Origin of the sequence: Bradyrhizobium ivorense (assembly GCF_900696085.1) — a bacterium.
Classification (GTDB): domain Bacteria; phylum Pseudomonadota; class Alphaproteobacteria; order Rhizobiales; family Xanthobacteraceae; genus Bradyrhizobium; species Bradyrhizobium ivorense.
Map to the genome: position 1 here is coordinate 1051328 of NZ_CAADFC020000004.1, position 22720 is coordinate 1074047.

Here is a 22720-nt window from a genome sequence, read left to right on the forward strand (position 1 = left end):
TTGCGGGGGTTGGCTCGGGCTACCAAGCGCCGCCCGCAGTGCTCGACGACGACCCGACAAAACCTCAACCCGACCCGGACATGTCATTGACGATGGCCCAAGGAATTAAGCGCTTGGGGATGCCGATCGCGGCGCTTTTCGGCCTCGCGGTGATCGGTCTGGTCGGCACGTCGTGGTTCCTCAACCGGGACGCGCTGCAGCGCGCGGTGGAGGCGCAGATCCGCGCGGTGACCGGGCTCGAACTGGTCGTCAACGGAAACATTGACGTCTCGGTGTTTCCGGGCAGCTACGTCTCCTTTCATAATGTCGGCCTGAAGGGTGCCGATACCATCGACCCCGCGCTGCAGGTCGACGTGCTGACCGCCAACCTGCGGCTGCTGCCGCTGCTGCTGCGGCGGTTCGAGATCGCCGACGTCATGATGCTGCGGCCGCACATCCATGTGGTGCGCGATGCGGCCGGCGAGAGCAACTGGACACCGTTCGTCGAGACCATCGCGAAGGCGATGACACCAGGCGCGGAGAATGCGGTGTCGTTCTCCGAGATCCGGATCCAGGACGGCGAGCTGAACTACGAGGACGGCACCAACCATGTCTCCGAAAAGCTCGGCGACATCGACCTGTCGCTGGCCTGGCCGTCGATCTCGCGCTCTTTTGCCGCAACCGGCCAGTTCGACTGGCGCGGCGAGCGGGTCGACGGCTCGATCGCCGCCAGCGATTTCGCCGCGCTGCTGTCGGGCGACCGCTCCGGCCTCAAGGCGCGGCTGTCGAGCGCGCCGCTGAAGGTCGCGTTCGACGGAACCGTCGCCAACCGCTCCAGCCTGATGATGGAGGGCGTCGCGACCATGGATAGCCCGTCGCTGCGCAACGCGCTGCGCTGGATGGGACAGGCACCGCCCGGCGGTGGCGGCGGCTTCGGCCGCTTCGCCCTGAAGGCGCGCACCAACGTGGTCGGCGGCTCGATCGCGTTCACCAATGTCAATGTCGAGCTCGACGGCAACGTCGCCGAAGGCGTCATGACCTACGTCAATAACGGCCGGCAGACGCTGCAGGCGACGCTGGCCGCCGGCAACCTCGACTTCACGCCCTACATCTCGACCTTCCGCCTGCTGGCGAGCGGCCAGCGCGACTGGAACAGGCAGCTGTTCGACCTGTCCTCGCTGTCCTCGACCGACCTCGACATGCGGCTGTCGGCGGCGAAGGTGACCGTCGGTCCGTCCAAGCTCGGCCGCACCGCGCTCGGCGCAAACTTGCGCGGCGGCGCGCTGGCGCTCAGCGTCGGCGAGGCGCAGATGTTCGGCGGCATCGCCAAGGGCTCGTTCGCGATCGCGCGCTCGGATGCGGTCGCCGACGTGCGGGCGCAATTTCAGTTCACCGATGTCGACCTGCAGGCCTGCGCCAGCGAATTGTTCGGCATCACAAAACTGTCCGGCCGCGGCAATCTCGGCGTCTCGCTGATGGCCTCGGGCTCGAGCCCGTTCGGCCTCGCCTCCTCGCTCGACGGCAGCGCCACGCTGAACGGCCATGACGGCGCGATCGCGGGCTTCAATGTCGAGCAGCTGCTGCGGCGGCTGGAAAAGCGGCCGCTGTCCGGCGGCGGCAATTTCCGCTCCGGCTCGACGCCCTATGACAACCTCAACATCTCGGTGAAATTCGCCGACGGGATTGCGACCGCCGAGGACATCCGCGTCGAGGGACCCGCGGCGCGGATCACGCTGACCGGCACCGCCTCGGTGCCGTCGCGCGAATACGACCTCAAGGGCGTCGCCAGCCTGACTGCGGCATCGAGCGGCGGCAAGGCCTACGATCTGCCGTTCGTGGTGCAGGGCCCGTGGGACGATCCCTTGATCTTCCCCGATCCGGATATCCTGATCCGGCGCTCGCCCGGCGCCGCGCAATTGATCGACTCGCTGAAGGACCCCAAGGCGCGCGATGCGGTGCGCGGGGTGCTCGACCGCCTCACCGGCGGCGGCGCACGGCAGGCGGCGCCCGATGCGGCGACGCCGGCGAACGGACCGGCGGCGGCCGCCGAGAATGCCAAGTCGAACTGAGAGCAAGTCGAACTGAGAAGTCGAACTGATCCATTCACTTTTCGCATCGATGTGCCGGGACTGATCCACATTCGCACCGCGAGCCCCTACTGAAGTCGTCGCCGCGACATCTTTATCAGGTCACGGCCATGCGCTAGTGTTTTATCCAACCGGTTAAAAAGCCGGCCTCACTGAGGGAGAACAACGTGAGATCCAAGGTTATTGCTGCGCTTTCACTCGCGGTCGCTGCGGTCGGCCTTTTCGCCGCAACTGCACCCGCTTTGGCCCAGGGCAAGACGATTACCGTCTGGTGGGGCAAGGGATTTTACAAGTCCGAAGACGACGCGCTGATCGAGACCATCAAGAAGTTCGAGGCCAAGACCGGGATCAAGGTCGAACTGTCGCAGTATGCGATCCAGGACATGATCCCGAAGACGGTCGCCGCGCTCGATTCCGGCACCGTGCCCGACGTCGCCTATTCCGACAGCTATGACGTACAGGCGCAGGGCAAATGGGCCTATGAGGGCAAGCTCGAGGATCTCTCCGACATCCTGCTGCCGATGAAGGACGCGTTCGCGCCGAACACGCTGGAGACGGCGCTGCTCTACAACGACGTCGCCAAGAAGAAGACCTATTACGGCTTCCCGCTGAAGCAGCAGAGCATGCACGTCCAGATCTGGGGCGACATGCTGGAGAAGGCGGGCTTCAAGGCCGCCGACATTCCGACCAAGTGGGAGGACTACTGGACGTTCTGGTGCGACAAGGTGCAGCCGGCGATCCGCAAGGCGACCGGCCAGCGCATCTACGGCGTCGGGCAGCCGATGGGCGTGGAATCCACCGACTCGTTCCAGTCGTTCTACACCTTCATGGACGCCTACCACGTCAAGCTGGTCGACGACGACGGCAAGCTTTTGGTCGACGATCCCAAGGTGCGCGATGCGCTGATCCACGCGCTGAAGGACTACACCGACACCTACATCAAGGGCTGCTCGCCGCCTTCCTCCACGACCTGGAAGGACCCGGACAACAACGTCGCCTTCCACAACAAGACGATCGTGATGACGCACAATTTCACGATCTCGATCGCGGCGAAGTGGTTCGAGGATTCCACCAACCCGGCGCTCACCGACGCGCAGCGCGCCGCCGGCAAGCAGGCCTATGAGCAGGACATCATCACCGCCTCGTTCCCGAAGGCGCCGGACGGCTCGACGATCCGCTACCGCTCCGACGTCAAGACCGGGCTGATCTTCGCCAACGCCAAGAACAAGGCCGAGGGCAAGCAGTTCATCGCGTTCCTGATGCAGGAAGAGAACCTGCGGCCCTATATCGAGGGCGCGCTCGGCCGCTGGTTCCCGGTGACCAAGGCGAGCCAAGCCAGCCCGTTCTGGCAGGCCGACCGGCACCGCATGGCGGTGTGGAATCAGTTCACCGGCGGCACCGCGCCGTTCGACTTTACCAAGAACTGGAAGTTCACCATCTTGAACAACGAGAACGTCTGGGCCAAGGCGATGAACCGCGTGGTCAGCGAGAAGGTGCCGGTGGACAAGGCCGTCGACGAGCTGATCGCCCGCATCAAGCAGGTCGCGGGCTGATAGTGACTCCCCCTCTCCCCGTTCTTCACGGGGAGGGGGTCGGGGTGAGGGGCTCTCTCCGCGAGCGATGCGCGTGGATAGTCCCGTACCCCCTCACCCGGATCACATCTGCGATGTGATCCGACCTCTCCCCGCAAGCGGGGAGAGGTGCAAGAGACCAAGAGACGAGGACGAGTTAGCGAACCATGGCAATCACGATTTCCGGCGATCAGGCGTTACCGGGCCCGCCGCTGTCGGCGCGGCTGACGCCGCCGCAGGTCTGGGGCATCGTGCTGCTCACGCCCTACCTGCTGGTATTCCTCGCCTTCGTGCTCTACCCGGTCGGCTACGGGTTGTGGCTGGCGCGCGAGCCGGCGAGCTATGTCGCGCTCTATCATGACCCGATCTTCGCGCGCGCCGCGGTCAACACGCTGATCTTCCTGGTCATCGGCATCAACATCAAGATGCTGATCGCGCTGTTCCTGTCCGGCTTCTTTGCCCAGCAGCGTCCGTGGATCAGGTGGCTGTCGGTGATCTTCATCCTGCCCTGGGCGGTGCCGTCGATCCCGACCATCCTGTCGGTGCGCTTCATGCTCAATCCGGAATGGGGCGTGGTCAATCAATTGATCTTCAAGTTCACCGGCGAGGACGGCCCGAACTGGCTGAACGATCCGGCGGTCGCGCTCGCCATGGCGATCGGCGTGCACATCTGGAAGTCGCTGCCGTTCTGGACCCTGATCCTGCTGACCGGACGGCTCGCCATCTCGCATGATTTGTACGAGGCATCCGACGTCGACGGCGCCAATTGGTGGCAGAAATTCCGCTACATCACCTGGCCGTCGATGCAGACGCTGTACGTCACCTGCACGCTGCTCTCGATGATCTGGACGCTGGGCGACTTCAACAGCGTCTATCTGCTCACCGGCGGCGGGCCGGCCGACCTCACCCACGTGTTGTCGACGCTCGGCATCCGCTATCTCCGCCTCGACCAGCTTTCACTGGCGATGGCCTCGATCGTCTGCGCTATGCCGTTCGTGCTGCCGCTGGTCTATTTCATGATGAAACGGTTGTCGCGATGAAGCTGCCCACCCTCCGCGAAGTCGGCACCGAAGCCAAGCTGCTCTTGATCGGCATCCCGGTCTTCATCTGGACCATGATTCCGATCTATCACATGTTCCTGTTCGCGATCTCGCCGAAGGAGGACGCGTTCTCCGGCAAGCTGTGGCCGGACCATCCGACGCTGCATAATTTCTCGATCGTGTTTCACCAGCAGCACTACTTCCTGCGCGACTTCTGGATCCAATTCTGGAATTCGACCGTGATCGCGCTCGCCGCCGGCGCGCTGACGCTGTTCGTCGCGACCGCCGCCGCGTTCTCGATCTCGCGGCTGAAGGTGCCGGGCGGCCGCGCCGTGATGAATCTCGCGCTGTTCACCTATTTCATTCCGGCCGCGTTCCTCGCCGTGCCGATGTACCGCACCATGGGCAATTACGGCCTGTTGAATAATCACTGGTCGCTGATCCTGGCGATGGTGACGATCGCCTCGCCCTACGCGATCTGGGTGCTGAAGCAGGCCTCCGACAAGCTGCCGGTCGAGCTCGACGAGGCCGCAACGATGGACGGCGCCACCACGCTGCAGCTGTTCCGCCTGGTCTATGTGCCCTTGATGATGCCCTCGCTGGTCGCGATCGGCACCTATGCGATCCTGCTCGCCTGGAACGAATATCTCTACGCCTTCCTGCTGCTGTCGAAGGACACCGACATCACGCTGCCGGTCGCGCTTGGCAACTTCCTCGCCGCCGACGATTCGCCGTGGGAGCTGTTGATGACCACCGGCTTCATCTACGCGCTGCCGCCGGCCGCGGTCTACTACGCCTTCAAGCGCTACATGGTGGGCGGCCTGACCGCCGGCGCCGTGAAGTCGTAAGAACCTGAAGCGTTTTCGAGCGCTAGCAACTGACGTGAGGTGAGCACGCTGCCCAGGCTCCCTCCCCCTTGCGGGGAAGGGTGGGGAGAGGGGTGCCCCCGGGTGAGATGATTGACGCGAGCGTCGGTCTCGCAATCTCGATCGCGCTTCGTTGATGCGCTGAGCGGAGAGAGCGTGCCGTGTAGCACCCCTCTCCCCAACCCTCCCCCGCAAGGGGGGAGGGAGCCCTTCCGCCGGTGGCTCCCATCACGTCCGGCGGCACGTGCAAGCTCTCTCTCCTCACTGCGTTAGCAACCGACGTGAGGCGAGCACGCTGCGCAGGCTCCCTCCCCCCTTGCGGGGGAGGGTGGGGAGAGGGGTGACCCCGGGTGAGATGATTGACGCGAGCGCCGGTCTCGCAATCTCGAATCCGCTTTGTTGAAGCGCCGAACGGAGAGAGGGTGCCGTGTGGTACCCCTCTCCCCAACCCTCCCCCGCAAGGGGGGAGGGAGCCCTTCCGCCGGTGGCTCCCTCACGGCGCGCAGGGAAAAATGCGTGAAACGAGAGTCTATAGCGGCGCGGCGCTCTCGCCGCGCGCGTTGGTCAGCTTCGAGGCGAACGAGGCCACCACGATGATGACGGCGATCAGCGCGATGAACATCGTGCAGATCGCGTTGATCTCGGGTTTCACGCCGAGCCTAACCTCGGAATAGATCCGGATCGGCAGCGTCGCCGAGCCGGGCCCGGTGGTGAAGCTCGCGATCACGACGTCGTCGAGCGACAGGATGAAGGCCAGCATCCAGCCGGCGACGATCGCCGGCACGATCTGCGGCAAGGTCACCAGCAGGAAGGCGCGCACCGGATCGCAGCCGAGATCCATCGCCGCCTCCTCGAGGCTGCGGTCGAGTACGGCGAGGCGCGACTGCACCACGACGGTGACGAAGCACATCGTCAGCGTGGTGTGCGCGATCGTCACCGTCCAGAAGCCGCGCTCGGCATTCAGCGCCACGAACAGCAAGAGCAGCGACAGGCCGGAGATCACCTCGGGCATGACCAGTGGCGAATACAGCATGCCGGAGAACAGCGCCCGTCCCCGGAACCGCTCGCCGCGCGCCAGCCCGATCGCCGCGAGCGTGCCAAGCAGGGCGGCTGCCGTCGCCGACACCGCGGCGACGGCAAGGCTCATCCAGGCGGCGTCCAGCATGGCGCGGTCGTTGAAGAACTCGTGGTACCAGCGCAGCGACCAGCCGCCCCACACCGTCACCAGCCGCGAGGCGTTGAAGGAATAGATGACGAGAATAACGATCGGCAGATAGAGGAACGCCAGCCCCAGCGCCAGCGAGGTCATGTTGAAGCGCGTGAGGCGGGTGACCGTGCGCGCCATCAGCCACGTCCTTCGAGCTGGCGCCGCTGCAGGCGGTCGTAGAGCACGAGCGGCGGCACCAGCAGCAGCAGCAGCGCCACCGCGGCGGCGGAGGCGACCGGCCAGTCCTTGTTGGTGAAGAACTCGAGCCACAGCGTCTGCCCGATCATCAGCGAATTGGAGCCGGCGAGCAGATCCGGGATCACGAACTCGCCAACGATCGGAATGAAGCAGAGCAGCGCGCCGGCGCCGACACCCGGCAGCGACAGCGGAAACGTCACCAGCCAGAACGCCTGGCGCGGCGAGGCGCCGAGATCGCCGGCGGCCTCCAGCAGCGCGGCATCCATCTTCGACAGCGTCGCGTAGAGCGGCAGGATCATGAACGGCAGATAGGAATAGATGATGCCGAGATACATCGCGCTGTCGGTCGACAGCCAGACCACCGGCGCCGAGACGATGTGCAGCGCCAGCAGCATCTGGTTGAGCAGGCCGTCATGCTGCAAGATGTTGATCCAGGCATAGATCCGGATCAGGAACGAGGTCCAGAACGGTACGATCACCAGCATCATCGCGACGCCCTGCCAGCGCTGCGGCAATCGCGCCATGCCGTAGGCGATCGGGTAGCCGATCAGCAGCAGGATCAGCGTCGAGGTCACCGCGACGACGAGGCTGCGCAGGTAGGACAGGATGTAGAGATTGTCGGAGACCAGCAGCCTGAAATTGTCGAACGACAATTGCGCGAACGCCGCCGCCAGCGCCGCGCGGCCCTCGGTGAAGTCGAACACCGGCGTGTAGGGCGGCTGCGCGATCGCGGTCTGCGACAGGCTGATCTTCAGCACGAAGCCGAATGGCACCAGGAAGAACAGCACCATCCAGAGATAAGGCGCGATCGCGGCGAACCGCGCCGGACGGGCGAAGATGCGGCGCGCGCTCATTGCTCCAGCACCAGGCAATCGTCGGCGGTGAACCACGCCACCACGCGCTGGCCGGCGAGATAGGCGTCGACATCGAGCCGCGCGGTGTTGGCCATCGCGGCGCGCACCACCGCGCCGGATTCCAGCTTCACCTTGTAGGTGGTGACGCCGCCGAGATAGTTGGCCTCGGTGACGACACCCTCCAGCCGGTTGATGGCCTGCGGACCGCCCTCCTCGATGGCCGGCGCGCGGCGCGACAGCTTGACCTTCTCGGGACGGATCGCGACGCTGACGACATTTTTCGTCACCGGCGGCCACAACTCGGAGACCGTGAGCGTTCCTGCCTCCGAGGTCGAGATGGTCAGGCGGCTGTGACCGCTGGCGATCACCTGTCCCTCGAACAGATTGATGTCGCCGACGAACTCCGCGATCCAGCGCGTCGCCGGCGCCTCGTAGAGATTGCGCGGGGTCGCGACCTGCACCAGACGGCCGGCGTTCATCACCCCGATCCGGCCGGCCATCGTCATCGCCTCCTCCTGGTCGTGAGTGACGATGACGAAGGTGGTGCCGAGCCGGCGCTGCAGCTCCATCAATTCGGCCTGGGTGCTCTCGCGCAGCTTCTTGTCGAGCGCAGCCAGCGGCTCGTCGAGCAGCAGCACCTGCGGACGGCGCGCCAGCGAGCGCGCCAGCGCGACGCGCTGCCGCTGCCCGCCGGAGAGCTGGTCCGGCTTGCGCTTCTCCATGCCCTCGAGCCTGACCAGCGCCACCATCTCCGCGACGCGGGTCGCGATCTCGGCGCGCGGCATGCCAGCACGCCTCAGGCCGAAGGCGATGTTGTCGCGCACCGACAGATGCGGAAACAACGCGTAGTTCTGGAACATCATGTTGACGGGACGCTCGTGCGGCAGCACCTGGGCGATGTCGTTGCCGCCGAGCAGGATGCGGCCCTCGTCCGGCGTCTCGAACCCGGCCAGCATGCGCAGCAGCGTGGTCTTGCCGCAGCCGCTTGGGCCGAGCAGCGCAAAAAACTCGCCGGCGCGGATGTCGAGCGAGAGCTGGTCGACCGCGCGAAAATTGCCGAACGATTTTGCGACGCCTTCGATGCGCAGCAAGGGCATGTCGAGCCCGGCCGATTCGATCATCGGCCTTGCCGCCTCCGCGGTCGCTTCGCTTGACGTCACGTCGTTCAGCCCCGATTCCCCACAGCTCCGATAATGGCCGCAAGCTAGCGGCGGATCGCCACCGGCTCAACCGCCTCACGCGGCAACTCCCGCAATATTGTCGCGTCCCTCATCTCTGGTAAGCTTCGCGCCGAATTCGGGAGGACAACCGATGAAGCTCGACCGCTACGGCCTGCCGCTGACCACCGCCTCGGACCGTGCCGCCGCCTACTTTGTCGACGGCGTCGATCGCATGCTCGCCGCCCTGCATGGCGCGGACGCGGCGTTCGATGCGGCGATCGCCGAGGACGGCGACTTCGCGATGGCCCATCTCGGGCGCGCCCGCGTGCACCAGCTCAACATGGAAGCCGGCGATGCCCGCGCCAAGGCCGCCAAGGCCCGAGAGCTGGCGGTGGCCGCGAGCCCGCGCGAGCGCCAGCACATCGAGACCATCGCGGCCGCGATCGAGGGCCAGGGCAAGAAGGCCCTGACGTTAGCCGAGCAGCATCTGCAGGACTTTCCGCGCGATGCGCCGGTGCTGTCGCTGTTGCTCGGCGCCTTCGGCCTCTATGCCTTTTCGGGCCGCGCCGACCATGACGCGGCGCGCCTTGCGGTCTGCGAACGCTACGCCGCCGATTATGGCGACGACTGGTGGTTCCTGACCTATCTCGGCTGGTCGAAGACCGAGGTCGGCGACGTCGTCTCGGGCCGCGCCATCACCGAGCGCGGCTACGCACTGAAGCCGGAGAATGCCGGCGCCGCGCATGCCGTGGCGCATGCGCTGTTCGAGCAGGGCAGCGGCGCGGAGGGCCGCGCGTTCCTCTCGGCCTGGCTGCCGGCGAACGATCGCACCAGCTTTCTGCAGGGCCACCTCGCCTGGCATCTCGCGCTGATTGACCTCGAAGAGGGCGACGCCGACGCCGCGCTCGACATCTACGAGCGCCACATCAAGCCGGCGGGCCGGCCCTATCCGCCGCTCAACATCTACACCGACACTGCTTCGCTGCTGTGGCGGCTGGCGCTCGCCGGCAAGACCGGCCTCGAGCCGCATTGGAAGGACGTCGCCGCTTATGGCGACGGCTATTTCCCGAAAGCCGGCGCACATTTCGCCGACGTGCACCAGGCACTGGTCGCGGCCACCACCAAGGGCGATGCGCTCGACAGACGGCTCACCGAGATGGAAGCGCGCCACGCCGACGGCAAGCTGGCGCCCGGCGCACCCGCGATCGGCCTCTGCCGCGGCATCGCCGCCTTCGCCGCCGGCGACCATGGCGAAGCGGTGCGCATCCTCGCGCCGCTGATGCCCGAGCTGGTGCGGATCGGCGGCAGCCACGCCCAGCGCGAGCTGTGGGAAGACACGTTCATTGTGGCCTGCCTGCGCTCAGGCCAGGGCCGCCAAGCCACCGCTTTGATCTCAGAACGTCTGCACCGCCGCCCGTCGCGGCGCGATCAGATCTGGTCGCAGGAGGCGGCACGGCAGTAGTCGAACCCAGTTTAGCAGCTGACGTGAGATGAGCACGCTGGTATGGCTCCCTCCCCCCTTGCGGGGGAGGGTGGGGAGAGGGGTAAGCCCCGGGCGAGATGATTGACGCGAGCGTCGGTCCAGCAATCTCGATCGCGTGTCGTTGAAGCGCGTTGAATAGGTTGAATAGAGAGAGTCCCCGTGTGGTACCCCTCTCCCTAACCCTCCCCCGCAAGGGGGGAGGGAATCCTTCCGCCGGTGCGTTCCTCACGCGGTTGGCGCCACCCTTGTCTCGCCTCACGTCCCCGCGGCGCGCAACGTTCTCTCTCCTCGCCGCGCTAAATTGTCAATCAAACTTCGCCATGAAGGCCGCGAGCGCCTCGCGGTCGGCTTCCGGCATGCTGAGCCCGAGCTTCGTGCGCCGCCACAACACGTCGTCCGGAAAGCGCGCCCATTCCCGTTGCATCAGATAGCGCACCTCCGCGCCGGTCAGTTCGGGGCCGAACGCCGGGCCGAGATCGGCCTTCTGCTTGGCATCGCCCAGGATCTCCTCGACGTTCAGCCCATAGGCGGCCACCAGCCGCCGCGCCTCGGCCTCGCCGAGAAAGCGCCAGCGGTCGCGGGCGATATCGACCTCGGTCTCGAAGAGCTGCCAGCCGAACGCGCCGCCGGGCAACGGCGCGGTCGCGGTCCAGCGCGGCGTCATCGGATAGAACCGGGTGAACTCGGAGACGGCGCGCTCGGCACGACGCCGCGCGGTGGTGATGTCGCCGCCGAGCATGGTGAGCAATGGCGCCCTGCCGCGTCCGAAATCGAGGCGCATCGCTCCATCGCGTGCGGCGCGGCGCGCGATGACGGAATTGGCGCCGGACACCGTCCGCACCACGTCGAACGGCGCGATCTGCTGGCGGAAGTAGCGATTGGCCGCCTCGCAGAGATAGGCGACGTCATGCATGCCCATCGCGACCACGGCCGGATCGCCCTTGAAGGCGTGACCGACGGTGCCGATCAGGGTGAAGTCGCGCTCATAGGGGCTGGCGAAGATCAGCCGGCCGTCGCTGTTCTGAAACACATAGACATTGTCGTTGTCGAACAGCTTGCGCACCACGATCTGGCCGATCTGCACGGTCGTGAGCGGCGGCGCAGCCACGCGCAGCACGGTGTCGGCGACGGAGGCGGCCCACGCGCCGGTGGCGTTGACCAGCGACCGCGCCGTGATCACCCGGCGATAGCCGCGATCGATCACGGCCAGCCGCCAGACGTCACCGCGGTCGGCCCGGGCCACGCGCGCGCCGGTGCGGATATCGGCGCCGCGCGCGGCGGCATCGACGGCGTTGAGCACGACGAGCCGGGAATCGTCGACGACGCAGTCGGAATATTCGAACGCGGTTCCGAACGGCCGCTTCAGCGCATCACCGATCGGATGGTGCGTGACATCGACCGTCACTGAGTGCGGCAGCCCGCTACGCGACGCCAGCCGGTCGTAGAGCAACAGCCAGGTGCGCAACTGCCAGAGCGGCCGCTCCTCGGCATGGGCGGGAATCGCAAAGCGCACCGGCCGCACCAGATGCGGTGCGATACGCAGCCAGACATCGCGCTCCTTCAACGCGGTCCGGACGCGGAACAGAGCGCGACGCTCCAGCCCGGCGAGGTCGCCATGGATCAGCCGCGGCGAAGCCTGCGAGGCACCGGAGGCGAGATCGCCCTGCTCGAGCAGGATCACGCGCAGGCCGCGGCCGGCGGCATCGCGCGCAACGCTGGTGCCGTTCAAGCCGCCGCCGATGATCGCAAGATCGTAGTCCGCCATGCGCAATGCCTATCGCATTTCCGTGCGAACGGAATACGTCGTCGCACGCAAATCGCGTCACGGCATGGCGCGCCACATACTCAGTGTCGTCCCCCGGCTTGCCGCCCTCGCAAGGTGCTTCGGCGTGCCTGATACCGAGCCCCGTCGAAGCCTTGGCGGAGACGGGACCGGGGACCCAGTACGCCGCGGCCTCTCGACCAATCACAGCTGCCCCCATTCCCATGCCGTCATGGCCGGGCTTGTGCGGGTGACACCGAGCAAGTTGAGCAACCCTGAGCTGGCGCCGCATGGAAACGCTTCGCCTCTTCCCACCCATCGCTGTCATCGCCCGGCCTGTGCGCAATTGCGCACATGGACCGGGCGATCCAGTACGCCGCACCCTATCCGCTCAAGCACAACCGCCTCTGGAATACCGGATCACCCGCATGCGCGGGTGATGACACCGAGCAAGTTGAGCAGGCCAACCCGTCACCCTGAGCGTCGCCGCACGGAAACGCTTCGCCCTCCCGCCCGCGGGGCGAGGGACGACGTCGGCACAATTTCGGAATATTGGAAGATTACCCCTGACTTGCCCGACGTGTCAAGCGGCTTGGTCGGACAGTGGCCGGGTCGAACGGCCGCCGCCGGCTACTTTGCATGGGGTTGTTTTCGCCATATTGGTCGCGCCCCTCCATCACCCCGCACCAACAGAGGCAAAGAAGCGCTCGGGTCCATCGACCTCCACAAGCTTCTTCCCCTCGATCACCCAGAACCGGTTGGCGACCTCGCGCACGAACTGGCGATCGTGCGACACCAACAGGCAGCTGGCCTGCTGCTCCATCAGCTCCTCCTCCAGCGCCTCCTGCCCCTCGATGTCGAGGTGGTTGGTCGGCTCGTCGAGCAGATAGAAGTTCGGCTGGGTCAGCCGCAGCACCAGCATGCCGAGCCGGGCCTTCTGCCCGCCCGACAGCCGCCCGATCGGACGGCCCTGCATCTCGATCGACAGGCCGGCGCCGGCAAGCAGGCCGCGCGCACGCTGGTCGCCGATCTCGAAGCGGCGGGTCAGCATCCGCATCGGCGTGTCGGTCTCGGTGAGATCGGCGAGCGCCTGGTCGCAATAGCCCAGCACCAGCGACTCCGTCGCCTTGATCTCGACCGGCGCCGTCGCGGGATGCTGGATCGCCTGGCGCAGCGCCGTGACGAAGCGGGTCTTGCCCGCGCCATTCGGTCCCAGCAGGGCAATGCGGTCGCCCTTGCAGATGAATTGCTGGCCGGTCCGGAACAGCAGCCGTCCGTCGGGCGCGGCGATGCCGGCGTTGTCGAGCCTGACCAGAACCTTGGCATGGGTATCGCGGTTGGCGAGCCGGATGGTGCCGGCGGAGCGTTCGAGATGCGCCGGCTTCGCCGTCTCCTCCAGCCTTTCGGCGCGCTGCTTCAACTGCTTGGTCTTCGACAGCAAGAGATCACTGCCGGAATTGATGCCGAGGTTGTTGAGCTTCGCCGCTTGCTGGCGGAGCTGCCGCACCGTCTTCATGTCCCTGGCGTAACGCCGCTCATCCGCAGCATCGACCTCGTCGAGCGCCGCGCGCGCCGGCGTATAGGGCAGCGCGAACAGCGCCGAGCGTTCCGGGCGCAAGAACAGCGTCCGGTTGGTGGTCGCATCGAGAAAGGCGCGGTCGTGGCTTGCGATCACCACCGGCATCTCGCGCGGCAGCGTGGTCAGCCAGGCTTCGAGCCGGCCGATCTTGGCGAGATCGAGATGGTTGGTCGGCTCGTCCAGCAGCAGCACATCGGGCTCGGTCACCAGAGTGCGGGCGAGCATGGCAAAGCGCAGCCAGCCGCCGCTGAGCTGCTTCAACGGCCGCTCCCAGAGCTCCTCCGGCACCTCGAGCGATTGCAGGGCGACATCGACCCGCCAGCCTTCGCTGGCCCGCTGCTCGCCGGCTAGCATCGCGAGAACGGCGGCGTGAAACGGCGCCTCTAGCAGCGCCGCCGGCGCGTCCTGCTCGACATGACCGATGGTGAGGCCACGCGACCGGGTGATCTCGCCCGCATTGGCCTCCATGGTGCCGGCGATACAGCGCAGCAGCGTGGACTTGCCGCGGCCGTTGGCGGCGACGAGGCCGATGCGGTCGCCGGCATTGACGACGAGGTTGAGCTCGGAAAACAGCGGCGCGTTCAGCGTCACGCCGAGATTGCGTATATTGATGATGGTCACGATCAAATCTCTGGTCTTGCCGGCGAACGCGACATCCGAGGCAACAGCCATCATCAGATGGGCGTGTCGAAGCGCGGCGGGGATTGAGGTGCAGGCACGAACGCTCACGCGTTCGGCGCCGCACGGCCACGAAGGGCAGACCAGGAAGAAGTGCTACGCGAGTTTCCGGTCAGCCCTGCAAACGCATTTGCAGGGCGCTACCGGGGCCACGCCGCAGGTGGTGATCGGCATATTTGGTCACGACGCAGCCCTCCTTTCGCGGCTGGAATGTTGCGGGCTTGAAACTTAGCCGCGCATGCAACCGATGGCAAGCGCAGGCCAACTACCCGGCCTTGCGCACGGTCTCCAGGAGATGGCCGCCGCCGACCAGCTCGGCATATTGGCCGATCGGCGCCGGCTTGCCGAGCAGATAGCCCTGCACCGCGTCGCAGCCCTCCTCCGCGAGGAAGCCGAGTTGCGCCTCGGTCTCGACGCCCTCGGCGACGATCGACATTTCGAGGCCATGGCCGAGATCGATCACCGCACGCACGATCGCGGCCGATTGCGGGTTGCGGCCGAGATTGATGACGAAGGCGCGGTCGATCTTGATCTTGTCGAACGGAAACGCCTGCAGATAGCTCAGCGAGGAATAGCCGCTGCCGAAATCGTCCATCGAGATACGCACGCCGAGCGCCTTCAGCCGCCGCAACAGCGACAGGCCGCGGTCGAGATCCTCGATCAGCACGCCTTCGGTGATCTCGAGCTCGAGCCTATCGGGGGTCAGCCCGGTTTCGAGCAGGATCGAATGCACGAGGCCGACGAGGTCGCCATGGGTGAACTGCGCCGGCGACAGGTTGACCGCGATCTGCAGCGGCACCGCCCAGGACGCCGCCTCGCGGCAGGCTTCGCGCAGGATCCACTCGCCCATCTCGACGATCAGGCCGCTCTCTTCGGCGAGCGGAATGAAGTCGCCGGGCGGCACGAAGCCGCGCTGCGGATGGTGCCAGCGCGCCAGCGCCTCGAAACCGATCACCGAGCTTTCCGCAGCGCTCGCGCCCGCCGTCGTCTGCGGCTGGTAGTAGAGCGACAATTCGCCGTTCTTGATCGCGACCGACAGCTCCTGGTGCAGCACGCGGCGGTCGCGGATCTGCTGGTCCATCTCCGGCTCGTAGATCGAGATCGTGCCGCGCGACTTCGCCTTGGCGCGGAACAGCGCCGCGCCGGAATTGGCGAGCAGCGAGGCCGCATCCGAGCCGTTATGCGGGAACACGGCGATGCCGGTGGTGATGCCGGTGCGGACCGACTTGCCGTCGATGACAAAATCCTCGCCGAACGCCTCGGCCGCCTGTTCGGCCAGCGCGATGCCGGCGGCAGGCTGCTTGCCGTCGATGATGAGGCCGAATTCGTCGCCGGACAGCCGCGCCACGACGCCGCCGCGCGCCACCGATTGCAGGCGCTGCGCGACCTCGATCAGCACCTTGTCGCCCATCGCATGGCCGAAGACGTCGTTGATCTCCTTCAGCCCGTCGAGATCGACGCAGAGCACCGCGAACTCCTCGTCGGTGCCGGCGCAGGCTTCGATCATCTGGGTCAGCGCCTGCAGGAATGCGGCGCGGTTCGGCAGATCGGTCAGGCCGTCGTGATAGGCCATGTGCGCCATCCGCGACTCGGTCTGGCGCCGGTCGGTGACGTCCTCATGGGTCTTGATCAGATATTGCGGCTCGCCATGGTCGTCGAGCACGGTCATGCGGCGGGTCAGGAACAGCCGCAGGCCGTCCTTGGTCGAGATCGGGTGCTCCTCGGCGACCATGCTGCGCTTGCGGATCGCCGCCTCGTCACGGGCGATGATCAGCTTGGCCTCGCGCGGGTTGAAGATGTCGGTGGCGGTCAGCCCGGTGGCGTCCTCGCGGCGGCGGTTGAGGATGGTCTCGGCGCTGCGGTTGGCGAGCAGATAGCCGCCGTCGCTGACGCGCTGGACGATCAGCGAGACCGGGATGTTGTCGACCACCAGTTCGAGGAATTTCTTGTTGTTCTCGAGCTCGCGCGACAGCGAGCGGCGGTCGGTAACGTCCTCGAACAGGGCGATCAGGAATTCCGGTTCGCCCGCCTCGTTGCGGGCGACGACGCGATTGGAGGCGAGAATGCGCTTCTCCGCGCCGCGCTCGACGACGAACTCGCTGCGATGGTATCCCGCCGGCGCGTCCAGCGCCGCACGGTCGGCGGACGCGATGCTGGCGGCAGTCTCCGGGCGGAAGATCTCGTCGGCGTGCCTGCCGACGATATGATCGCGCGAGAAGCGGGAGAAGCGCTCGAAAGCGCGGTTGGCGAAGATGTAGCGGCCATCCTCGATGTTCTTGGCCGCGACGCAGACCGGGACGTTGTCGAGCACCGATTCCAGGAACTGCGTGGTCGAGGCCAGCTTGCGCGACAGCTGGCGCTGGTCGGTGCAATCGAGATGAGTCGCCACCGAACCGCCGTTCGGCAGCGGGAAATATTTCACCAGCACCGAGCGGCCGCCCGGCAGTTCGGTGACCATGCCTTCGGGCGCCGCGGCCCTGGTGTAGAAATCGTCGGGGCTGACGTCGAGCGCGCCGCGGCTGCAGCGCAGCTCCAGCAGTTCGGGCCCGGTCATGTTGCGGCGGATGTCGGCACGCGACAGGCCATAGATGTCGAGATAGCGATCGTTGCAGAACACGATCCGCCCGCAGGCGTCGGTCATCACCACGCCCTGGTTGAGGTGGTTGAGGGCAGACGAGACGAAGGCGTTGCGACGCAGTTGCGATCGCTTGGCCTTGCGCAGCGCTGACAGGATCCAGAGCCCGATGGCACCGAGGAAGGAGGCAACGACGACGCAGCCGATCAGGAGCTCCCAGACCACGTTGGGATCGAGGTCACCGAGATAGCCCGACGGCGCGAAGGAGCCCGAGCCCGCCCAGGCGGCGCTGCTCCCCGTGGTGACGGCAATCAGGCAAAGCCCGGCCCTTGCCGGAATCGAATCCTGCCCGCCCGCCTGCCACTTCCTTCCACTCATCAGTCACCCGCGGATTTCGCGGCGGAGTGTCCGGGGTCGGCGGTTTGGATCGGGTAAACGCACACCGATGCAACCGGAAAATGCCGCTCAATTTTGCGGCAATTGCCCTGACATGATTAATAGTCCACTAACAGGGCATGGCTCCTGCGACTATTCCAGATGCGACAAGCACTTGCTCGAGAGAACGAGCTTGCGCAAAACGATCATCGCGGCGCGTTGCGGTGCCGAAGGCGCGGATCTGAAGGACAAGATGGACAGGGTTGATTGCGTAATCGTCGGCGCCGGGGTGATCGGCCTCGCCGTGGCGCGGCGGCTGGCACAGGCCGGCCGCGAGGTGGTCGTGATCGAGGAGGCCGAAGGGATCGGCACCGTCACCTCGTCGCGCAACAGCGAGGTGATCCACGCCGGCATCTACTACCGCGCCGGCAGCCTGATGGCGCGCATGTGCGTCAGCGGCAAGCGCGCGCTGTACCGCTACTGCGCCGAGCACGGCATCCCGCACCGGAATTGCGGCAAGCTGATCGTCGCCACCTCACCTGCGGAAACCGCGAAGCTGGAGGCGATCCGCGCCCATGCCGAGGCCAATGGCGTCGACGACATGCAGCTGTTGTCGGGCGAGAAGGCACGCGCGCTGGAGCCGGCGCTGAACTGCGACGCGGCGCTGCTGTCGCCCTCCACCGGGATCATCGACAGCCATGCCTACATGCTGGCGCTGCGCGGCGATGCCGAGGAGGCCGGCGCCGCGTTCGCCTTCCACACGCCGCTGCTGCACGCCAGGGCCACCGCCGGCGGGTTCGAGATCGAGGCGGGCGGCGCCGCGCCGATGGCGCTCGGCTGCGATCTCCTGGTCAACGCGGCCGGCCTCGGCGCATGCGCGGTCGCCCGCGGCATCGACGGCATGCCGCTCGACCTGATCCCGACCGCCTACCTTGCCAAGGGCAATTATTTCAGCTGCAGCGCCCGGGCACCGTTCTCGCGCCTGATCTACCCGGTGCCGGAGCCCGGCGGGCTCGGCGTGCACCTGACCCTCGACATGGCGGGACAGGCGCGGTTCGGCCCCGACGTCGAATGGATCGACCACGTCGATTACGCCGTCGACCCGGCGCGGGCCGAGCGGTTCTATCCGGCGATCCGGAAATACTGGCCGACCCTGCCGGACGGCGCGCTGATGCCGAGCTACTCGGGAATCCGGCCGAAGATCGTGCCGCCGGCGGTCGCGACCCAGGATTTCCTGATTCAGGGGCCGCACGACCACGGCGTCGCCGGGCTGATCAACCTGTTCGGGATCGAATCGCCCGGGCTGACCTCGTCGCTGGCCATCGCCGGCCACGTCGGCGAGCTGGCCGGACTCTGAGCAGCTGCAGCATAGTCCGCCGAGGGATGGTCGCGCTCAAGCGTCCATCCGGCGGCAGATCAGCTCAGGTTTTAATGTTGGTGGGGGTCTAGTGGACCGTATCGTCAGGGACTGCGGAGTGCTTCAACCGTTCGATCTGATCCTTGACCATCAACTTGCGGCGCTTCAGCTCGCAAATGTGGAGGTCGTCTACGGAGGGGTGCACGAGGGCTTCGTGCAGTTCGTTCTCTAGTATTTTGTGCTTACGCTCCAGCTCAATGAGATGGGCCTGGATTGCCATTGCGAACTCTCCTCGGTGCGTTAAACCTCAGGTTCGATCCGGACGGTGGAGTGTACACAAGTGCGCCGGACTGTCGATGGGGGACGCGAAATGCCACATGCAGATTTTCCGGCTGATCTGTAACCAATCGTGACTACGGAACCAGTCCAGCTTGCGCGGCGCGTGCCCAAGGACGATATTTCGCCAGGCGGCGGCTGCTTCGTCCGCCACAACCTTATCGTGCTTATCAGTTAGCTTACACCCATGAACGACCAGGATGAGCGCGAACTCCACGCCGAGCTTGCGCGTCTGCAACAAGAGCACCGCGATCTCGATGCCGCGATCGACGCGCTGCATCAGTCGCCGGCGCCGGACCTCTTGATGCTGCAGCGCTTGAAGAAGCGGAAGCTGCAATTGCGCGATCGCATCGCCTTCATCGAAGACCAGATCACGCCCGACATCATCGCCTGACACGCGCATTCTTTGGCGTTCGGCCGGTCGGCAGGATCGGTTCAAGGCGCGCAGGTGTTTTCCCCGTCATCCACAGCAACCGCCGGCTTCACGTTCGCGGCAACACACCGGCAAGGGGCGATTTTCGGCCCTTGACTCCTTTAGAACAAAAGGAGAACATGCCCCGCCAGCCAGCAAGGGAGTTTTGCCATGTCCGCGCCGTCTTCCCTGTCCGACAACAGCCGCTACGAGAAGGCGTGCGATCAGGCGATCGCGATGTGCGACGGCAACCTGCGCAGCACCATCAAGGCGCTGATCATGGCCAACGAATATCTCGAAGCCGAGCTCGAGGAATTGCAGGCCGCGATCACCGCCGGCTGCGTGCCTGCGCCGACGCAAGCGGCGAGTGACGCCGCCTGATCCGTGAGGAGCCAACCGATGTCCGATGTGACCTACTACGTGGCGCTGCCGTTCCTGCAGGACGATGACGGCGAGCCGGTCGCGGGCAATGCCGAGGAATGCCAGAGTCCGACCATTGCGCTGCGCCGTGCGGAGACGATGTCGCGGATGCCCGGCAGCATCGGCGCGGTCGCGTTCAGCCGCACCGGAGATCCCGCGATCGGCGAATTCGGCGACGCCAAGCTGCTGCGGGCGTTCGGCAACGTGCCGACTGATTTGAGCGCGCTTTAGCTCCTTGTGGGCGCGTGATCTCTTTCGGAAAACCGCTTCGCACTTTTCCGGATCACGCTTAAGGCGCTTCGTGCCGCCGTTGCGCCTTGCGCACATACATCGCGCGATCGGCCTCATCGAGGACGCGCTGGACATCCGAATGCGGCGTCAAGATCGCGACTCCGGCGGACGCGCCCGCGGAGACCTGGCTGCCGCGAAACACGAAGCTCAGATCGTCGATCATTTCCTCCAGCGCTGCGGCCTTGGCGTGGGCATCGGTCTCGCTGAGATTCCACAGCAGCACGGCAAACTCGTCGCCGCCGAGCCGGCCGATCACATCAGAGGCGCGCACCTGGTCCGACAAGGCGGCGACGATCGCCTTCAGCACTTCGTCGCCCGCCGCATGGCCATAGGTATCGTTGATCGGCTTGAGACGATCGACGTCGAGCAGGACCAGCGCGCCGCTGGCGTGATAGCGCTTGATGAAGGACAGCGAGCGGGCGAGCTCGCGCTCGAAGCCGCGCCGGTTCAGGATGTCGAGCAGGAAATCGGTCTCGGCGGAGGCCTGCAGTTCCTCGATCCGGGCCTGCGCCCGCGCCAGCTGCGCCTTCAGCCGGCGAATCGCCGATTTGTCGTCGGAACCGGCCGCCTTCCGCTTCCGCGCGGTATCGGCGGTTCCGCTCCGGCCGGGCCCCGCCTGGCGCGCCCCGGCCGCACCTTTCCGCCGTTTTGCGGACTTGGCGGTCTTGGCGGCAGTTCTGGAGCCAGTCTTGGCCTTAGCCTTGGAGCCGGGCGCCTTCGTCTTCTTCATGCGCGCATCCTTGTTGAGGCCCGCTGAATGAAGGCTTGCCGGGATTCACCAAGACAGGATAGTGCATTCTAACTCCCTTGCCACGCCTTGGATGCCGCCCGGGCCGTCCCTATAATCGGCCTATGCTTTTGGATTCCTGCACTGAATTGACGAGATGACCGCCCCGATCGCCATCATCATGGGAAGCCAGTCCGACTGGGAAACCATGCGCCACGCCGCCGAGACGCTGGCGGCGCTCGGCGTCGCCTGCGAAACGCGGATCGTGTCCGCCCACCGCACCCCCGACCGGCTCTATGCCTTTGCCAAGGGCGCCAAGGCGGCCGGCCACAAGGTGATCATCGCCGGCGCCGGCGGCGCCGCGCATTTGCCGGGCATGACGGCCTCACTGACCGAGCTTCCGGTGTTCGGCGTTCCCGTCGAATCGAAGGCGCTGTCCGGCGTCGATTCGCTCTACTCGATCGTGCAGATGCCGGCCGGCGTTCCGGTCGGCACGCTCGCCATCGGCAAGGCCGGAGCGATCAATGCCGCGCTGCTCGCCGCCAGCGTGCTCGCGCTCAACGATCCCGCCTTGGCGACGCGGCTCGCGGCGTGGCGACAGCAGCAGACCGACGCGGTCAAGGATGATCCGGAGGCCTCGGCGTGACGGCTTCTGGTCCTGTGAAGCTGAAGCCGGGCGACACCATTGGAATCCTCGGCGGTGGGCAATTGGGCCGGATGCTGGCCATGGCCGCGGCGCGCCTCGGGCTCAGATGCCAGGTGTTCTCGCCCGATCCGGATTCGCCGGCATTCGACGTGGTGCAGAACGCGATCTGCGCCGAATATGCCGATGTCGAGGCGCTCGAGCTGTTCGCCAATGATGTCGACGTCGTCACCTATGAATTCGAGAACGTGCCGTCGGCGACCGCAATGGTGCTCGCCGCGCGCCGCCCGGTGCTGCCGGCATACAAGATCCTCGAAACCACGCAGGACCGGCTGATCGAAAAGGATTTCGTCAGCAAGCTCGGCATCGGTACCGCCGATTATGCCGACGTCACCTCGATCGCCAGGCTGCACGCGGCGATCGCGCGGATCGGCCTGCCCGCCGTGATCAAGACCCGCCGCTTCGGCTATGACGGCAAGGGCCAGGCGATCATCCGCGACGGTGATGACGTCGACCAGGTCTGGGAGGATCTCGGCACCAAATCGGCGATCCTCGAGGCCTTCGTGCCGTTCGAGCGCGAGATCTCGGTGATCGCGGCGCGCTCGGCCACGGGCGAAGTCGAATGCTTCGACGTCACCGAGAACGAGCATCGCGATCACATCCTGAAATTTTCGCGCGCGCCGGCGGCGATATCAGATGCGCTCGCGGCCCAGGCGCGGGCCATCGCGGAAAAGATCGCGTCAGCGCTCGACTATGTCGGCGTGCTCGCGGTCGAGATGTTCGTGGTGCCCGGCAACGGCGCGCCGACGGTGCTGGTCAACGAGATCGCGCCGCGCGTGCACAATTCCGGACACTGGACGCTGGACGGCGCCTCGATCTCGCAGTTCGAGCAGCACATCCGCGCGATCGCCGGCTGGCCGCTGGGCAAGCCGGTGCGCCATGGCGATGTCACCATGACCAACCTGATCGGCGACGACATCCTGAGCTATCAGCAGTGGCTCACCGTTCCCGGCGCCACGGTGCATCTCTACGGCAAGGGCGTGCCGCGCCCCGGCCGCAAGATGGGCCATGTCACCGAAGTGACCCCGGCCCGCAAGCCATAGTCCCCTCAGCCGATGGA

Annotated in this window: 19 protein-coding genes; 11 read left to right on the plus strand and 8 right to left on the minus strand. The window is 66.2% G+C overall.

Annotated features, from left to right (window positions below; genetic code table 11):
* Positions 1-92: 92 nt before the first annotated feature.
* The 4 genes from CI41S_RS05680 (at position 93) to CI41S_RS05695 (ending at position 5525) form a co-directional block, all read left to right on the plus strand.
* Positions 93-2048 carry an AsmA family protein gene (locus CI41S_RS05680; RefSeq protein ID WP_172627163.1) on the plus strand — a complete coding sequence of 652 codons (1956 nt, stop codon included), beginning with the start codon at positions 93-95 and terminating at the stop codon, positions 2046-2048.
* Between the two features lie 185 nt (positions 2049-2233).
* Positions 2234-3619 (plus strand): ABC transporter substrate-binding protein, encoded by a 1386-nt coding sequence (locus CI41S_RS05685; RefSeq protein ID WP_139857771.1) that lies wholly within the window; start codon positions 2234-2236, stop codon positions 3617-3619.
* 185 nt (positions 3620-3804) lie between these two features.
* Positions 3805-4677 carry a carbohydrate ABC transporter permease gene (locus CI41S_RS05690; RefSeq protein WP_139486593.1) on the plus strand — a complete coding sequence of 291 codons (873 nt, stop codon included), beginning with the start codon at positions 3805-3807 and terminating at the stop codon, positions 4675-4677.
* Complete coding sequence (locus CI41S_RS05695; RefSeq protein WP_139857772.1) at positions 4674-5525, plus strand: carbohydrate ABC transporter permease; 852 nt, start codon at positions 4674-4676, stop codon at positions 5523-5525. Before CI41S_RS05690 ends, CI41S_RS05695 begins: the two co-directional genes overlap by 4 nt.
* A 547-nt stretch (positions 5526-6072) precedes the next feature.
* Here CI41S_RS05695 and CI41S_RS05700 read toward each other — a convergent pair.
* From CI41S_RS05700 to CI41S_RS05710, 3 genes are read right to left on the minus strand one after another with little or no spacing between them, the layout of a single operon-like run.
* Positions 6073-6888: an ABC transporter permease gene (locus tag CI41S_RS05700; RefSeq protein ID WP_139857773.1), complete on the minus strand. Its 816-nt coding sequence runs from the start codon at positions 6886-6888 to the stop codon at positions 6073-6075.
* Positions 6888-7802 (minus strand): ABC transporter permease, encoded by a 915-nt coding sequence (locus tag CI41S_RS05705; RefSeq protein ID WP_139857774.1) that lies wholly within the window; start codon positions 7800-7802, stop codon positions 6888-6890. The genes CI41S_RS05700 and CI41S_RS05705 overlap by 1 nt, the downstream gene beginning before the upstream one ends.
* Positions 7799-8923 (minus strand): ABC transporter ATP-binding protein, encoded by a 1125-nt coding sequence (locus tag CI41S_RS05710; protein WP_139857775.1) that lies wholly within the window; start codon positions 8921-8923, stop codon positions 7799-7801. Before CI41S_RS05710 ends, CI41S_RS05705 begins: the two co-directional genes overlap by 4 nt.
* A 271-nt stretch (positions 8924-9194) precedes the next feature.
* Here CI41S_RS05710 and CI41S_RS05715 point away from each other — a divergent pair, with 271 nt between their 5' ends.
* Complete coding sequence (locus CI41S_RS05715) at positions 9195-10424, plus strand: tetratricopeptide repeat protein (protein ID WP_139858577.1); 1230 nt, start codon at positions 9195-9197, stop codon at positions 10422-10424.
* Positions 10425-10749: 325 nt separating this feature from the next.
* Here the strand turns inward: CI41S_RS05715 and CI41S_RS05720 are convergent, their stop codons facing one another.
* From CI41S_RS05720 to CI41S_RS05730, 3 genes are all read right to left on the minus strand, one after another.
* Entirely contained in the window at positions 10750-12210 is a 1461-nt protein-coding gene (locus tag CI41S_RS05720) for a glycerol-3-phosphate dehydrogenase (RefSeq protein ID WP_139857776.1), read from the minus strand.
* A 673-nt stretch (positions 12211-12883) separates the two neighbouring features.
* On the minus strand, positions 12884-14461 hold the full coding sequence (locus CI41S_RS05725; protein WP_244626410.1) for an ABC-F family ATP-binding cassette domain-containing protein: 1578 nt from the start codon (positions 14459-14461) through the stop codon (positions 12884-12886).
* Between the two features lie 268 nt (positions 14462-14729).
* Positions 14730-17417 (minus strand): sensor domain-containing protein, encoded by a 2688-nt coding sequence (locus tag CI41S_RS05730; RefSeq protein ID WP_139857777.1) that lies wholly within the window; start codon positions 17415-17417, stop codon positions 14730-14732.
* A gap of 250 nt (positions 17418-17667) precedes the next feature.
* On the opposite strand from CI41S_RS05730, the gene CI41S_RS05735 reads away from it, so the two are divergent.
* On the plus strand, positions 17668-18771 hold the full coding sequence (locus CI41S_RS05735) for an NAD(P)/FAD-dependent oxidoreductase (protein WP_139858579.1): 1104 nt from the start codon (positions 17668-17670) through the stop codon (positions 18769-18771).
* Between the two features lie 88 nt (positions 18772-18859).
* On the opposite strand, the gene CI41S_RS05740 is transcribed toward CI41S_RS05735, so the two are convergent.
* Positions 18860-19051: a YdcH family protein gene (locus CI41S_RS05740; RefSeq protein ID WP_139857778.1), complete on the minus strand. Its 192-nt coding sequence runs from the start codon at positions 19049-19051 to the stop codon at positions 18860-18862.
* 243 nt (positions 19052-19294) lie between these two features.
* Here CI41S_RS05740 and CI41S_RS05745 point away from each other — a divergent pair, with 243 nt between their 5' ends.
* The 3 genes from CI41S_RS05745 to CI41S_RS05755 all read left to right on the plus strand — a co-directional run bounded on the left by CI41S_RS05745 (position 19295) and on the right by CI41S_RS05755 (position 20170).
* Positions 19295-19501, plus strand: a complete 207-nt coding sequence (locus tag CI41S_RS05745; RefSeq protein ID WP_029085523.1) for a YdcH family protein — start codon at positions 19295-19297, stop codon at positions 19499-19501.
* A 189-nt stretch (positions 19502-19690) separates the two neighbouring features.
* A complete protein-coding gene (locus tag CI41S_RS05750) occupies positions 19691-19900 on the plus strand; it encodes a hypothetical protein (RefSeq protein WP_139486585.1) in 210 nt (69 codons plus the stop codon).
* 18 nt (positions 19901-19918) lie between these two features.
* Entirely contained in the window at positions 19919-20170 is a 252-nt protein-coding gene (locus CI41S_RS05755) for a hypothetical protein (protein ID WP_139486584.1), read from the plus strand.
* A gap of 58 nt (positions 20171-20228) precedes the next feature.
* Here the strand turns inward: CI41S_RS05755 and CI41S_RS05760 are convergent, their stop codons facing one another.
* Entirely contained in the window at positions 20229-20960 is a 732-nt protein-coding gene (locus CI41S_RS05760; protein ID WP_139857779.1) for a GGDEF domain-containing protein, read from the minus strand.
* Positions 20961-21114: 154 nt separating this feature from the next.
* Between CI41S_RS05760 and purE the strand changes: the two genes are divergently transcribed.
* Together purE and CI41S_RS05770 are read left to right on the plus strand one after the other, a co-directional pair.
* Complete coding sequence (gene purE / locus CI41S_RS05765; protein ID WP_139857780.1) at positions 21115-21603, plus strand: 5-(carboxyamino)imidazole ribonucleotide mutase; 489 nt, start codon at positions 21115-21117, stop codon at positions 21601-21603.
* Positions 21600-22703, plus strand: a complete 1104-nt coding sequence (locus CI41S_RS05770) for a 5-(carboxyamino)imidazole ribonucleotide synthase (RefSeq protein WP_139857781.1) — start codon at positions 21600-21602, stop codon at positions 22701-22703. The genes purE and CI41S_RS05770 overlap by 4 nt, the downstream gene beginning before the upstream one ends.
* Positions 22704-22720: the final 17 nt, after the last annotated feature.

Bases quoted from the DNA above. Each gene is read 5' to 3' on its own strand.
- CI41S_RS05680 (WP_172627163.1), top strand. From the start codon at position 93: ATGGCCCAAGGAATTAAGCGCTTGGGGATGCCGATCGCGGCGCTTTTC.
- CI41S_RS05690 (WP_139486593.1), top strand. From the start codon at position 3,805: ATGGCAATCACGATTTCCGGCGATCAGGCGTTACCGGGCCCGCCGCTG.
- CI41S_RS05695 (WP_139857772.1), top strand. From the start codon at position 4,674: ATGAAGCTGCCCACCCTCCGCGAAGTCGGCACCGAAGCCAAGCTGCTC.
- CI41S_RS05700 (WP_139857773.1), bottom strand. From the start codon at position 6,888: ATGGCGCGCACGGTCACCCGCCTCACGCGCTTCAACATGACCTCGCTG.
- CI41S_RS05705 (WP_139857774.1), bottom strand. From the start codon at position 7,802: ATGAGCGCGCGCCGCATCTTCGCCCGTCCGGCGCGGTTCGCCGCGATC.
- CI41S_RS05710 (WP_139857775.1), bottom strand. From the start codon at position 8,923: ATGATCGAATCGGCCGGGCTCGACATGCCCTTGCTGCGCATCGAAGGC.
- CI41S_RS05715 (WP_139858577.1), top strand. From the start codon at position 9,195: ATGCTCGCCGCCCTGCATGGCGCGGACGCGGCGTTCGATGCGGCGATC.
- CI41S_RS05720 (WP_139857776.1), bottom strand. From the start codon at position 12,210: ATGGCGGACTACGATCTTGCGATCATCGGCGGCGGCTTGAACGGCACC.
- CI41S_RS05725 (WP_244626410.1), bottom strand. From the start codon at position 14,461: ATGATGGCTGTTGCCTCGGATGTCGCGTTCGCCGGCAAGACCAGAGAT.
- CI41S_RS05730 (WP_139857777.1), bottom strand. From the start codon at position 17,417: ATGAGTGGAAGGAAGTGGCAGGCGGGCGGGCAGGATTCGATTCCGGCA.
- CI41S_RS05735 (WP_139858579.1), top strand. From the start codon at position 17,668: ATGGACAGGGTTGATTGCGTAATCGTCGGCGCCGGGGTGATCGGCCTC.
- CI41S_RS05740 (WP_139857778.1), bottom strand. From the start codon at position 19,051: ATGGCAATCCAGGCCCATCTCATTGAGCTGGAGCGTAAGCACAAAATA.
- CI41S_RS05745 (WP_029085523.1), top strand. From the start codon at position 19,295: ATGAACGACCAGGATGAGCGCGAACTCCACGCCGAGCTTGCGCGTCTG.
- CI41S_RS05750 (WP_139486585.1), top strand. From the start codon at position 19,691: ATGTCCGCGCCGTCTTCCCTGTCCGACAACAGCCGCTACGAGAAGGCG.
- CI41S_RS05755 (WP_139486584.1), top strand. From the start codon at position 19,919: ATGTCCGATGTGACCTACTACGTGGCGCTGCCGTTCCTGCAGGACGAT.
- CI41S_RS05760 (WP_139857779.1), bottom strand. From the start codon at position 20,960: ATGAAGAAGACGAAGGCGCCCGGCTCCAAGGCTAAGGCCAAGACTGGC.
- purE (WP_139857780.1), top strand. From the start codon at position 21,115: ATGACCGCCCCGATCGCCATCATCATGGGAAGCCAGTCCGACTGGGAA.